Raw genomic sequence first — 13,304 nt, forward strand, 5'->3', positions numbered from 1 at the left:
CGCCACATTGGGTGCGCTGGACGCACCGAACGCCACATTGGGGCGCTTGGGTCAGGCGGTGCGGGGCGAGGTGGTCTCCGTCCACTTGCGCAGCCGCGGCGGGACGCGCTTCTCCAGGCCGTAGTTCTCCAGGTGGGCGGAGAAGACCTCGTCGAACGCCTTCTGCACGGTCTCGGTGTCCCACACCGGGCGCTCGAGGATCGGCTGCTTGAGGAACGGCTGGCCCATGATGTGCAGCTGCGGGCCGTTGCACCGGATCATCTGGCCGGTGATGCCGTCCGAGCCGTCGCCGAGCAGGAACAGCACGACCGGCGCGATCCGCGACGGCGTGCGGTCCGGCGGGCAGGCCCGCAGGGACCGCTCGGACTTCCACACCATCCGGGTGTGGGCGAGCGGGCAGACCGCGTTGACGCGGATCCCGGCGTCCTCGAGGTCGAGCGCCCAGGAGTAGGTCAGGGACGCGACCGCGCCCTTGCTGGCCGCGTACACGCCGAGCTTGCGCTGCCCGAGCGAGGCGCCCGAGGAGATGTTGACGATCGAGCCCCCGGTGCCCGCGTCGACCATCGCCTTGATCGCGGCCAGCCCGGTGTTCACCACGCCGAGGACGTTGACTCCGATGAGCTCCCGCGCCTGCTCGAAGTCGTCCTCCCACGGCAGTGCTTCGTAGTTCAGCCCGGCGTTGTTGACCAGCCCGTCGATCCCGCCGAACTCCTTGACGCACAGGTCGACGATCTCCTGCGCTTCGCCCGCCTCCGCCACGCTGTGCCCGCTGGCGACGGCGCGGCCGCCGTGCGCCCGGATGTTCTCCGCCGTCCGCTCGGCCAGCTCCACATCGATGTCGTTGACGACCACCGCCCCGCCCGCCCGTGCGACGTGCACCGCGAACGCCTCGCCCAGCCCCCGGCCGGCACCGGTCACCACGACCGCCTTGCCCTGCATCAACCCGTCCATCGTCTTCTCCCCGATCTGCGGCGCCGGCGGCGCGCGGTCCGTCCACCCCGGCCGGCTCTGGGTCCAGTCTTGGCCCATTCGGTCCAACGGGGCATCGCCACGACGACGAGCGGCCGCCGCCTTGCGCCGAGCGAGTCCGGTTCGATCAGTCCGCAGGTACCCGCGCGCCGGTCACGGCCACCACGCGCCCCTCGTCGGGGGTGTGACCCGATCGGTTCCCCGTGGGAGTGAGTGGCGCGCGTTCCGGGGACATCGGGGCGTAGCCGGCGCCATACTGTTAGTGCTTCCGGGAGGTCGGCGGTGACTCCCCCGGATGGGATCGTCACTGGCCAGGCACAATGCGGACGATTCATATTCACTCGATCGGGGGACGGTGGTGACGAGGTGACGACGCGCGCGACACCACGGCTCCGAGCCGTCCTGGCCAACCACGAGTTCCGCGCGCTGTGGTTCGCCGAGACGCAGTCGATGCTGGGCGACCAGCTGACCATCGTCGCGCTGGCCATCCTGATCTTCGACCGGACCGGGTCGCCGCTGCTCTCGGCCGTCGTCTACTCCCTGACGTTCCTGCCCGCCCTCGCCGGCGGGCTCGGGCTGTCCCAGCTCGCCGACCGGTTCCCGCGGCGGGCGGTCCTGGTGACCGGCTCGTTCGCGCAGGCCGTGCTGATCGGGCTGATGGCCCTGCCCGGGATGCCGATGGGCTGGCTCTTCGCGCTGTTCGTGCTGGCCCGGCTGGCGAACGCGCCGGGCAACGCGGCGCAGAACGCGCTCGGCCGCGAGATCTTCGCCGACGACGACGTCTACCTGCAGAGCCAGGACCTGCGCGGGATCACGAACAACACCGCGATGCTGGCCGGCCTCGCCGCGGGCGGCCTGCTGGTGACCGGCATCGGCACGTCGTGGGCGCTGGCGATCGACGCGCTGACGTTCCTGGTGTCCGCCGTCGCCGTGCGGCTGATGGTGCGGCGGCGCCCGCCGGCCGGGGACGGCGGCGCCCCGTGGTTCGGCGCCGTCCGGCAGGTTTTCGGCGACGAACGGCTGCGGGTGCTGCTCTACCTGTCCTGGCTCGTCGGCCTGGCGGTGATCCCGGAGGGGCTCGCCGCGCCGCTCGCCGCCCAGCTGGGCGCGGGCGACCAGGCGGTGGGCTGGCTGCTGGCCGCGGACCCGCTGGGGTTCGTGCTCGGCACGTTCCTGCTGTCGCGGTACGTCTCGACGGAGCACCGCCGCAAGCTGCTGGGGGTGCTGGCCGCGCTGCCGCTGGCCGCGCTGGCGGCGTTCGCGCTGCGGCCGAACCTGTGGCTCGCGCTGATCCTGCTCGCGCTGGCCGGCGCGACGGGCGCGTACGTCATCACGGTGTCGGCCACGTTCATCACGTGGGTGCCGAACGACATCCGGGGCAGCGCCGGCGGGCTGTACCGGACCGGGCTGCGGGTCGCCCAGGGTGTGGGCGTGGGCATCGGGGGGCTGGTGGCCCAGGGAATCGGTTCCGCGGGCACTACGGTCGCGCTCGCCGGGGCTGTGGGCCTGCTGCTGGCCGTCCCGGTGGGGTTCGCCTGGCGCCGGGTCGGCGCGGAACCGGGACCACGGCCGTCATGAGCCGCGGTTCAGAGGTCACGGTTGGCCATCGGAAGCCACCTCTCCGCACAGTCAAGATCATGAATAGTATTCGGCCGGTCACAGGTCGCGGTTGCGCACGGTTGCCACCTCTCGGGGTAATGGGGCACGACGTCGTAGACGGCAATTCGCCGGCGCATCAGAGATCGCGGTTGCTCAACGGTGCCACCTCCGTGTGGGGAGCCTGAAGATGTTTCTGGTCCGCGTTCCCGGCAGTTCCACCGAGGACCCGTCAGTTCCGTTGCAGTGGGATGGTACCCGCCCACGGAATGCGTGAACACTCCGGCAGGTACCGATGAGATTACTCAGCACCCCCACGTACGCTGGAAAGGAGGTGACCAATTGCATCCCGGACCAGACGACGCCGTGAGCGGCGGCGGCGCGGCGGCGGGCCGAGGCGGGCCGCGGCCGCCGGTGCCGCGCGAAGGGCCAGCCCAGGCGACCACGCCCAGTGGTCCACCCGGGACGGTCTGGCGCGGGCACCCCTTCTCGCCGCGGAACTGGGCGCTCTGGCGCCGTCGTCCCCGGGTCGTATTGTTCATGCTCGGCAGTGAAGCGCTCGCCGCCGCCGTGCTCGCCATTTCCCTCGCCCATTCACAGGCGCTCGTCCCCCGCGACTGGGTCAACTTCGGAATCCTCGCCGTCGGCGCCACCGTCCACATTCAACTGACCCAGCGCCAGGAAGAACGGCGCCGAAACCGCAAAAAGACGGTCCTCATCGACCTCACCGCCGTGTGGACTTTCTCGGCCGCGATGATCCTGCCCGTCCCGCTGATCCTGTTCGTCATCTTCGTCGTCCGGCTCCAGCATTGGTTCATCGCCCGCCGACCGGCGCACAACTTCATTTTCTCGTCGATCACGCACGGCCTCGCGGGCGTGCTCGCCCACCTGACCTACACCTCGCTCGGGCCCCATTTCTCCGGCTCCGGCTGGAGCGACTTCCTCTACGAGTTCGGCACCATCGCCCTCACCGGCGCGATCTACGAGGCGATCCAGATCGTTTACGTCGGCGGGGCACTGGCGCTCGGCATGTCCTCCGAGCCGACCGTGCGTAACGTCCTGGGCAGCCCGGCCGACAACATGCTGGAAGCGATCACCATCGGCCTCGGCGCGGTGACCGCGATTCTGCTTGCCACCGTGCCGCCGATGGTGGCGGTGATGGCCGTGGTCACCGTGGTCTTCAATCGGCTCGCGGAACTCGACCAGCTCCAGAACGACGTCCGGACGGATCCGAAAACGGGCATTCTCAACATGCGTGGCTGGTCGGAGTCGGCGGAGCGGGCACTGGAACGGACCGCTCGATCGGGTGATCAGCTGGCGCTCCTGATGGTCGACCTCGACCACTTCAAGTGGATTAACGACACTTTTGGGCATCCGGCCGGCGACGACGTGCTGCGGACCGTTGCGCAAACCCTCGACGAAGTGACCAGACCGAGCGACTTGGTCGGCCGTTTCGGCGGCGAGGAATTCCTCATTCTGCTGCCGGACATCGACGAAGAGGCGACCTGGGAAGCCGCCGAACGGATACGGATCGCGATTGCCAAGCTGCACATCGTGACCACGGACAAGCGCGGCGACCCGGCGACCATCGCGGACCGGACGACGTCGATCGGCGTGGCCCGCCACCCGCGGCACGGCGACACCCTCGAACGCCTGCTCCACTCCGCCGACGCCGCCGTCTACCTGGCGAAGGAGAACGGCCGCGACCAGGTCTGCTTCGCCCCGGACACGCCGGGCGGGCTCACACCCCCAGCCGCACCGTGAGCTCGAGCTTGACGAGCACGTCGGCGGACGACCCGGCCGGCATCCCGGCCGGCGCGGCGTCGAGCCGCAGCCGCTCGCCGCGGTAGCCGGCGGACTCCAGCCGCAGCACGCGCGCGCCGGGCGCCGGGCGCGGGTGGCACCAGTGCCGCGCGGTCGGCGTCCCGGCCGGGTCCTTGGCCAGGACGAGGTACTCGTGCCCGAGGTCGTCGGTCACCCGGCCGAGCCCCTTCCACCACAGCGCCCGCAGGGTGAGTCCCTCCTCGTCGCGCACCAGCTCGACCGGCGCGGCCGACTCGACGTCGACGCGGAACCCGTGGTCGCCGATGCGCAGCGAGCGGACGTCGAGGAACGCGCTGCCGGTCCGCACGAGGTCGCCGTCCGGGACGCGGCCGCCCCGGTCCGGCGGTGGCAGCAGGGCCGCGACCGCGAGCTCCGCGGCGAGCCGCCCGTCGCCGGCCGCCGGGACCACCGGGACGCCCCGCAGCTCCCCGGCGAGGATCCGGTGGCCGCCGGCTTCCGCCCAGCCCAGTGCCGCCATCCGCAGTCCCGGCTCGGCGCGCAGCCGGTCGAGCAACGGCCCGGCGCGGCGGGTTCTGCTGTACCGGGCGGCCCGGACCAGCCGGGCGGCCGCCGGGCCGGCCGGCCGTCCGGCGCCGAAGAAGCCGGTCACCGCCCGGTCCATGGCCCGCAGCTGGCCGGCCAGCACCGCGCGGGCGACCGGCACGGGATGGGTGCGTGCCAGCTCCGACGGGGCGTGGTCGCGCAAGGCTTGGGCGAGCACGCGCAGTTCGGGAGTCCGCGGTTCGCGGAGGGAGGCACCGGGCGCCAGCCGGCGCAACGCGCGCACGGTGTTCTCCACGGGCACGCCGTCGAGGTCGGTCGAGGCCACAGCACGCCCTCCTGGTCGCCGTGCCCCCCGTCCCGAGTCTCGGGGGCGCGTCCCGGCGGCGGAAGGGAAGAACGGGCAGCCGTGCGGGCAGCATAGAAGAAAGCCACACCGGATCCCGGGGGTTGTCCCCATCCCGGCGCGGTGGCGGGGCTGGCACCCTGGAAGGCATGCCGGCCCCGTCCGAACCGCCCCGCCTCCGCCGACCGTGGTCGACGTCCGGCTGGCTGCTGCTCGTCCTGCTGGTGGTGTTCGCGTTCGGGCTGATCGCCTCGCGCCCGCCGTCGCCGCCGGACCAGGGCCCGCCCACCGGGGACGTGCTGGCCGCGCAGAACGCCATCGAGGCGCTGGTCCACCCGGGCCCGCACCCCGACGCGCTCGCCCGGCTGCCGAAGGACTTCACCGCGCTCAGCGGCGTCACCCCGGGCGCGATGCCCGCCCGGGACGGCACGGTCCGCGCCGTCCACGTCGACGGCGGCTGCTCGACGCCGTGGGGCGACGACAACACGAAGTGGGACTACGCCGTGCCGTGCAAGGCCCACGACCTCGGCTACGACCTGCTGCGGTACGCCGACCGCAAGGGCCACCCGCTCGGCCCGGAGGTCCGGGAGGCCCTGGACGACCGGCTGTCCTACGACATGCACCACGCCTGCGACCTCAACCCGATGAACTCGGCGCTCACCTGCCGGGTCGTCGCCTCCTTCTACTCGGCCGGGCTGGTGGTCAACTCCTGGCACCAGCGCTGGGGCCCGCCGGTCGGCGACCCGATCGGCCCGATGGTGGCCGGGGTCCTGGTGATCGGCTGCCTGCTGGTGTTCCGGCTGCGCGGCTGGCTGCGGGCCCGCCGCGCCCCCCTCGCGCCGGTGCCCGCGGCCACCCCGGCGTCGGTCGGCCGGTGGGCGCTGCTCGGGGCCGGCGGGGTCGTCCTCCTGCTGCTCGGGGAGTCCGTGACGGCCCTCGCGGACTGGGCGGGCGCGCCCGGATCGGCGTTGTGGCCGCTGACCTGGCTCGCCCAGCTCGCCCCGGTGATCTTCTTCGCCGGCGGCCACCTCAACGCGGCGGGCTGGCGCGCCGAGCAGGAGGCGGGCGGCGGCTACCGCCACTACCTGGCCGAACGCTCGAGCCCGCTGCTGCGGCCGGCGCTGATCTTCGCGGTCGTGGCGCTGCTGACGCCGCTGGCGCTCGAACTGCTCGGCATCCCGGCGGGCACGACGGCGACCGTCATGCGGATCGCGCTGCACCCGCTCTGGCTGCTCGGGGTGTACCTGCTGACGATCGTCTGCGCGCCGCCGCTGCTGGCCCTGCACCGCCGGGCGCCGGTGGGCGCGGTCGCCGGGCTCGGCGTCCTGTTCGCCGCCGGGGAACTGGCCGCGAACTGGTCCGGCTCGCCGTTGCCGCGCTACGCGGCCACGTTCGCGCTCGCCCTCCTCGCCCAGCAGCTCGCCTTCGCGCACGCCGACGGCGTACGCCCGTCTCGACGGCTGCTCGCCGTGGCCGCCGGAGCCGGTGTCGCGGGCCTCGCCGGAGTGAGCGTCCTGCGGGGCGGGCCACCCCTCCTGCTCGGCAGCCCGGGCGCCCCGGCGGCGTTCTCCGCCCCGCCGTGGGGCGTGCTGCTGCTCGGCCTGATCCAGCTCGGGGTGCTCGGGCTCCTGGCCGGCCCGCTGACGCGGCTGGGCACGCGGCCCGCCGTCGCCGGCGCGTCCCGGTTCGTGCTGCGCGCGCCGATGAGCCTCTACCTGGCGTTCCTCGCCGCGATGCTGCTGCTGGTCGCCGTCGTGTACCTGCCCGGCCGGATCGCCGACGGGATCGGCTGGCTGCTCCGGCCGCGGACGCTGGTCGCCGTCGGGCTGCTCGCGGTGCCCGCGACCTGCGTGTTCTGGTGGTTCGAACGGCACACCCACGGACCACGGCAGCCGCGCGCGGCCGAGCACCCCGGCCGCCGGACGGCGGTGCTCACCCGGGCCGCGGCCGGGCTCGGCATCGGCTACGCGACGCTCGGCGTGTTCGGCTTCGCGCTGACCAGGTTCGGCGGGGTGGCCGCCGACGCCGACCTGCTGGGCCTGCGGCTCGACCCGATCCAGAGCCTGGTGCACCTGCTGCTCGGGGTCTTCCTGCTGCACACGATCCGGATCGGGGCGGGCGCGGCGACCGGCACCTGGCTGGCCACGGCGCTGGCCTGCGCACCCTCACTGCTGTTCGCCGCCGACGGGAGCACGCCCGGCTTTCTCGGTGTCACGCTGCACGCCGTCACGGCCGGGTTCGCCCTGCTCGCCGCCGCCGGCACCCTCCTGCCCGTCCGGCGACCGGCGAATGCGCCGTCCTGACCAGGCGAAACCGTCGAAGATGCGGGAAACTGGGTGGTGCATGACACATTCGTGGGGGGATGTGTAACGCTACGGCAACCAGGGGAAGGCACCATGCGTCCCATCCCCAGCACCACCTGATCGAACCAGTGAGGAGTCGCCCGCGTGGACCACCCGCCTCGGAACGGGCAAGGCGGCCGCCGCCCCGCCCGGCCCTGGCAGGAAGAGCCAGGCCGGGCCGACACCCGGCGTGGCACGCCGCCGCCGCGACGTCCCGCACCGCGCCGCGAGCCGGCGGACGCGGGCCGCGCCGGCGCCTCGCCGTCGCGCCGTCCCCAGCCCGATCGGCTGACCCCGCGCCCCGCGCCGCGGGCCCGCCGCAACTCCTCCCGCGGTGCGAAGGTCTCGCTGGCCGTCGTGTCCCTGCTGGTGATGGGCCTGACCGGGTACGCGTGGGCCGCCATGCAGGGCCTGGTGAACGGGCTGAACTACCAGAACGTGATCAGCGACGGCGGCGGTGGAGACAAGCCCGCCGACGGCGCCCGCGACATCCTGCTGGTCGGCCTCGACAGCCGGACCGACGCCCAGGGCAACCCGCTGCCCCGCGAGGTGCTCGACGAGCTGCGCGCCGGGGAGTCCGACGGCGAGCTCAACACCGACTCGCTGATCTTCGTGCACATCCCGAACGACGGCAGCAAGGCCGTCGCGATCTCGCTGCCCCGCGACACCTACGTCGACATCCCCGGCGGCTACGGCAAGCACAAGATCAACTCGGCCTACGCGCGGGCGATGCTGCAGGCCCGCAAGGACCTGCAGAAGCAGGGCGTCACCGACCCGAAGGAGCTCGACGTCAAGGCCAACCAGGCCGGGGCGAAGGAGCTGATCCAGACCGTCGAGAAGCTCACCGGGTCGACCATCGACAACTACGCCGCGGTGAACCTGCTCGGCTTCAGCGACATCACCAAGGCCATCGGCGGCGTCGACGTCTGCCTCAACAACACCGTCAAGGACGAGTACTCCGGCGCGAACTTCACCAAGGGCCAGCACACGATCTCGGGGGTCGAAGCCCTCGAGTTCGTCCGCCAGCGCCACGGCCTGCCGCGCGGCGACCTCGACCGGGTCGTCCGGCAGCAGGTGTTCATGGCCGGCATGGCGCGCAAGGTGCTCTCGGCGGGCACCCTGACCAACCCGGGCAAGCTGACCGACCTGATCGACGCGATCAAGAAGTCCGTCGTGCTCAACCAGAACTGGGACATCTTCGGGTTCGCCCAGCAGATGAAGGGCCTGACCGGCGGCCAGCTCGAGTTCCGCACCATCCCGGTGAAGAACGTCGATTACAAGACCCCCGAAGACGGCTCGGCCATCCAGGTCGACCCGGCCGAGGTGAAGCAGTTCGTGCAGGGGCTCGCCGGGCCGCAGCCGGGCGAGCAGCAGCCGTCGGATCAGCAAGCCGACAGCGCGAACAAGGCCACCACGGTCGACGTCCGCAACGCCACCAGCCGCAGCGGCCTCGCCGCGAGCGTCGCCAAGACCCTCGAGGGCAAGGGCTTCACCGCCGGCGACACGGCGACCGCGACGGCACGCAAGACCACGGTGATCTGGGTGCCCAAGGGCGGCAAGGACGCCGGCCAGGCCGTCGCGGACGTGCTCGGCGGCTCGCCGACGATCCAGGAGGACAAGAGCGTCAAGGCGGGGCACGTGATGGTGTTCCTCGGCGCCGACTACCAGCCCTCGAGCTCGAACGCCGGCGCCAGCAGCAGCGGCGCCGGGGCGGCCGCGGGCGCGTCGTCGCCGTCCACCGCGCCGCCGGCCGCCGACGACGAGAAGCCGATCACCGCCGAGGGCGTTCCCTGCGTCAACTGAGCCGCTCAGCCACCTGCCGTTAACCCGTTCGGCCTAACTCGCGCAATCGGTATCAAAGACATGCCCGAATCCGCGTAAGGGCGAGGCCGCAGCGCACTTACATACACGTGAGGGTGCACCTGCACGGGAATCATCACGACCGCGCGGGTGCCGCGGGAGCGCACGGCAGGGGACATTGATGTGCTGATCGACGCTGAGGAGTATCAGCGGGTACTCGGAGACGAGCTCCGCAAGCTCCGGCGCAGCCGAGGCTGGACGCGCAAGGAGCTGAACCAGCACCTGCAGAGCGAAATTTCGCTGCAGACGCTGGCCACCTACGAACTGGGCACCAGACAGTGCTCGGTCGTGCGCCTGGTCGAGCTGTGTGTCGCGATGGACGAACTGCCCCAGGACCTGCTGGCCAAGGTGCACCGCCGCGTGTTCGTCGACGAGCCCGGCCGGGTCCGCGTCGACCTGCGCAAGGTCGTCGCCGACGCCTCCGCCGAACTGCTTCCCCTGCGCCGCTGGGCCGAAGACCGCCTGCGGCAGACGGGCGAGCACGGCGGCGAGGTCGCCCTCGACCTGCCCGCGCTCGAACGCATGGCCGAACTGTGCGGGCTGCCGACCGTGGACCTGATCGCGCGCCTCCGCCGGTACGCCTCCCGGTGACGCCCGGGTCGTGAGTGTTCAGACGGGTTCTAACCGTCTGAACACTCACGGCCCTCAGCCGACCAGGAAGTCCTCTCGCCGCACCTTCCGCGTGTCCAGCCAGTAGCGCCAGGTGAAGCCGGGCCAGATCGTCCGGTTGACGCCCTTCGCGTCCAGGTACCAGCTCTTGCAGCCCCCGCGCGTCCAGATGCCCTTGGCGAGCTTGCGCTGGATCTCGGCGTTGAACCGCTCCTGCGCCGGGGCCTTCGGCTCGATCGACCGGCCTCCGGCCAGCCGCAGCGCTTCGGCGACGTAGGAGATCTGGGCCTCGATCATGAACACGACGGAGTTGTGCCCGAGCCCGGTGTTGGGGCCGAGCAGGAAGAACAGGTTCGGGAACCCGGCGACGGTGATGCCGAGGTGCGTCCGCATCCCCTCGGTCGCCCACTCCTTGCCGAGGTTGCGGCCGTCGCGGCCGACGATCTCCAGGTCGTCGAAGGCGTCGGTGACGTGGAAGCCGGTGCCGTAGACGATGACGTCGGCCTCGTGTTCGACGCCCGCCGCGTCGACGATGCTCCGCTCGCGGACCTCCCGCACGCCGCCGGTCACGACGTCGACGTTGTCCCGCGCCAGCGCCGGGTAGTAGTCGTTGGAGACGAGCACGCGCTTGCAGCCCATCGTGTAGTCCGGCGTGACCTTGCGGCGCAGCCGCGGGTCCCGGATCGCGCGGTCGATGTTGCGCTTGGCGATCCGCTGCCCGAGCTTCATCACCCACGACTGGCCGTTGAAGCCGATCGCGCGTGCTTCGAGCAGCCAGTAGAGCAGGGTGCGGTAGGCCGCTGAGCCGGCGGGAACGCCCTGAACAGCGCGCGCGTGCGGCCGGACATCTCGTGGTCGGCCTTCGGCATGACCCACGGCGGCGTCCGCTGGAACAGCGTCAGCTCCTCGACGTCCGGCGCGATCCGCGGCACGAACTGGATCGCGCTCGCGCCGGTACCGATCACGGCGACCTTCTTGCCGGTGAGGTCGACGTCGTGGCGCCACCGCGCCGAGTGGAACGCCGGGCCGGCGAACCGCTCGATCCCGGGGAGCTCGGGAATCATCGGCAGGTGCAGTGCGCCGACCCCGGCGACCAGCGCGTTCGCCACGAACTCACCGCCGCCTTTCGTGGCGACGTGCCAGCGGTTCTCTTCCGCATCCCAGCGGGCGCCGGTCATCTCCTGGCCGAAGCGGACGAAGCGGCGCAGGTCGTGCTTGTCGGCGACCTCGCGCAGGTACCGCCAGATCTCCGGCTGCGGCGAGTAGGCCCGCGACCAGTCCGGGTTCTGCTCGAAGGAGAACGAGTACATGTGCGACGGGATGTCGCAGGCGCAGCCCGGATAGCTGTTGTCGCGCCAGGTGCCACCGACGTCGTGCGCCTTCTCGAGGATGACGAAGTCGTCGCGGCCTTCCTTGCGCAGCTGGATCGCCATGCCGAGACCGGAGAACCCGGTCCCGACGATGACGACCCCGGTCTCTTCGGCCATGCCGCCTCCCGGTTCCTGTTACTCGCCGTCCAGCTTACTTGGAGTAGGTTACCAGCGGTAGAGTGGCGCCCGTGACGACCGCGAAGCGCAAACGTATGCCCCGGGCCGAGCGGATGCGGCAGATGATCGAAGTCGCCGAGCAGGTCTTTTCGGCACGCGGCTACGCGGCGGCGTCCATGGACGAGATCGCCGAACTCGTGGGCGTCTCGAAGCCGATGCTCTACGAGTACTTCAACTCGAAGGAAGGCCTGCTGCTCGCCTGCATCCGGCAGTCACGAGCGATCCTGCGCGAAGTCACCGAGCAGGCGACGGTCGGCGCGGCCAGTGCCGAGGACGCCCTGCGGCGCGGCCTGCTGGCGTTCTTCGTCTTCATCCGGGAGCGGCGCCAGGCGTGGTCGCTGCTGCGCCACGAGATGGCGCTGATCGGCACGCCGGCCGCCGAGGAGGTCGAGGAGACCCGCCGTCAGCAGACCGACCTCATCGCCGCGCTCATGAGCGGCCACTTCGACAGCGGCGACGACCTGAGAGCCGAAGCGGCCGCGGAATTCGTGGTCGGAGCGTGCGAACGCCTCGCGATCTGGTGCGAGCGGCACGACGAAGTGAGCCCCGAACTGGCCACCGAATACGCGATGGACGTGCTGTGGAGCGGCCTGCGGGAGCGTGCACGTTAGCCTGCGGGAGCGTGCACGTTAGCCTGCGGGAGCGTGCACGTTAGCCTGCGCGTGCACTAGGCCATTTGGTCGTTACTCAGCGCTATCGTGTCCTGTGACACAGAGTTGCTCTACGGTATCGATGACACGGTAGAAAGTGTGCTGGACTTTCACGGCCGGAGGAGGGGCGTGGGTTTCCGCGTCATGGGAATGCGGTGGCGACGTCACGGTTGTGTAAAGCAGGCTGGTGGAGGAGAGGGGCGTGAGGCAGATGGTGGAAGCGATCACGGCTACGTACGTCCAGGAGGACGCTGACTGGGCGATCACGGTCAGCGGCCGTGGCAAGGAGCTGACCGCCAGGGCGCCCGGCATCATCGCGGCGCGGGACCGGGCCGACCAGCTGGTCGAGCAGCTCGCCGGCGACACCAAGACGACGGTGGTGCACCTGCTCAACGGCAGCGCGCTGGACTTCACCAGCGCCTACATGACCGCCCGGCTGACGCTCCCGAAGCTCCCGCCGCTCGAGGTCCCGCCGCCCGGCAGCGTGCCGAAGCAGCAGACCCCGGACTCGGCGGAGAAGAAGCCTCAGCTGCCGCCGAGCAAGCAGCTCCCGAAGGCCGTCGAGGACCCGAAGAAGCCGGCCACCCCGGCGCCGGCCGAGGCCAAGGCGCCGGCGAAGCAGGCCTGAGCGTTACTTCAGGAGCTTGCGCACCAGCAGGACGAGCACCAGGACACCCGCGCCGATCAGCGGGAACTTCACCTTGGGGTTGTCCAGCTTGGCGCGTACGCCGTCCTTCGCCGCGTCCGCGAGCTTCTTGGGGTCGGCCTTGACGGTCAGCTGGTCGAGCGTCGCCGCCAGGGCGGTCCTAGCCTGCTCGATCTCACGCTCGATCGTCTCGGGGTCGCGGGCCACGTGTCCTCCTCGCCGCATGGGACTCTGGCGCCCACGTTAGCGGGCCGCCTCGCGGAGTCCCGCACCGGCACGCCCGGCGAGGCGGACCCGCCGCGCGCTACGCTTCCGGAGTACTGGGGCCCGTAGCCCAATTGGCAGAGGCACACGGTTTAGGTCCGTGCCAGTGAGAGTTCGAGTCTCTCCGGGCCCACGTCCCTCCCGCTTTCT

At 71.5% G+C, this 13,304-nt stretch carries 10 protein-coding genes, 1 tRNA gene and 1 pseudogene; 8 read left to right on the top strand and 4 right to left on the bottom strand.

All coding sequences use genetic code 11. The features are described from left to right. Nucleotides 1-51 precede the first annotated feature (51 nt). On the bottom strand, nucleotides 52-951 hold the full coding sequence (locus CF165_RS15080) for an SDR family NAD(P)-dependent oxidoreductase (protein ID WP_093948476.1): 900 nt from the start codon (nucleotides 949-951) through the stop codon (nucleotides 52-54). 384 nt (nucleotides 952-1,335) lie between these two features. Here CF165_RS15080 and CF165_RS15085 point away from each other — a divergent pair, with 384 nt between their 5' ends. Both CF165_RS15085 and CF165_RS15090 read left to right on the top strand, forming a co-directional pair. Continuing rightward, complete coding sequence (locus CF165_RS15085; RefSeq protein WP_240521612.1) at nucleotides 1,336-2,547, top strand: MFS transporter; 1,212 nt, start codon at nucleotides 1,336-1,338, stop codon at nucleotides 2,545-2,547. Between the two features lie 552 nt (nucleotides 2,548-3,099). Continuing rightward, nucleotides 3,100-4,329 carry a GGDEF domain-containing protein gene (locus CF165_RS15090; RefSeq protein ID WP_093948133.1) on the top strand — a complete coding sequence of 410 codons (1,230 nt, stop codon included), beginning with the start codon at nucleotides 3,100-3,102 and terminating at the stop codon, nucleotides 4,327-4,329. On the opposite strand, the gene CF165_RS15095 is transcribed toward CF165_RS15090, so the two are convergent. After that, nucleotides 4,307-5,218, bottom strand: coding sequence for a hypothetical protein (locus CF165_RS15095; RefSeq protein WP_093948134.1), 912 nt, complete (start codon nucleotides 5,216-5,218; stop codon nucleotides 4,307-4,309). The two genes, CF165_RS15090 and CF165_RS15095, sit on opposite strands and share 23 nt — an antisense overlap. Nucleotides 5,219-5,385: 167 nt before the next feature. Here CF165_RS15095 and CF165_RS15100 point away from each other — a divergent pair, with 167 nt between their 5' ends. The 3 genes from CF165_RS15100 (at nucleotide 5,386) to CF165_RS15110 (ending at nucleotide 10,029) form a co-directional block, all read left to right on the top strand. After that, the gene (locus CF165_RS15100; protein ID WP_093948135.1) at nucleotides 5,386-7,539 is read left to right on the top strand and encodes a phospholipase A2 family protein; all 2,154 of its coding nucleotides are present in this window, start codon (nucleotides 5,386-5,388) and stop codon (nucleotides 7,537-7,539) included. Nucleotides 7,540-7,683: 144 nt separating this feature from the next. Then, complete coding sequence (locus tag CF165_RS15105; protein ID WP_093948136.1) at nucleotides 7,684-9,381, top strand: LCP family protein; 1,698 nt, start codon at nucleotides 7,684-7,686, stop codon at nucleotides 9,379-9,381. A gap of 180 nt (nucleotides 9,382-9,561) precedes the next feature. Next, complete coding sequence (locus CF165_RS15110; protein WP_093948137.1) at nucleotides 9,562-10,029, top strand: helix-turn-helix domain-containing protein; 468 nt, start codon at nucleotides 9,562-9,564, stop codon at nucleotides 10,027-10,029. Nucleotides 10,030-10,083: 54 nt separating this feature from the next. On the opposite strand, the pseudogene CF165_RS15115 reads toward CF165_RS15110, so the two are convergent. After that, nucleotides 10,084-11,534, bottom strand: a pseudogene (locus CF165_RS15115) (flavin-containing monooxygenase). Between the two features lie 113 nt (nucleotides 11,535-11,647). Between CF165_RS15115 and CF165_RS15120 the strand changes: the two are divergent. Then, on the top strand, nucleotides 11,648-12,205 hold the full coding sequence (locus CF165_RS15120) for a TetR/AcrR family transcriptional regulator (RefSeq protein WP_167441469.1): 558 nt from the start codon (nucleotides 11,648-11,650) through the stop codon (nucleotides 12,203-12,205). A 250-nt stretch (nucleotides 12,206-12,455) separates the two neighbouring features. Then, nucleotides 12,456-12,872 (top strand): hypothetical protein, encoded by a 417-nt coding sequence (locus CF165_RS15125; protein WP_205660877.1) that lies wholly within the window; start codon nucleotides 12,456-12,458, stop codon nucleotides 12,870-12,872. A gap of 3 nt (nucleotides 12,873-12,875) precedes the next feature. Here CF165_RS15125 and CF165_RS15130 read toward each other — a convergent pair whose 3' ends face one another. Beyond that, nucleotides 12,876-13,097 carry a DUF3618 domain-containing protein gene (locus CF165_RS15130; protein ID WP_004559246.1) on the bottom strand — a complete coding sequence of 74 codons (222 nt, stop codon included), beginning with the start codon at nucleotides 13,095-13,097 and terminating at the stop codon, nucleotides 12,876-12,878. Nucleotides 13,098-13,213: 116 nt separating this feature from the next. Between CF165_RS15130 and CF165_RS15135 the strand changes: the two genes are divergently transcribed. Further along, nucleotides 13,214-13,287: transfer RNA gene (locus CF165_RS15135), tRNA-Leu, on the top strand. Nucleotides 13,288-13,304: the final 17 nt, after the last annotated feature.

The sequence above is a fragment of the Amycolatopsis vastitatis genome (assembly GCF_002234595.1).
In the GTDB taxonomy this organism is placed as follows: domain Bacteria; phylum Actinomycetota; class Actinomycetes; order Mycobacteriales; family Pseudonocardiaceae; genus Amycolatopsis; species Amycolatopsis vastitatis.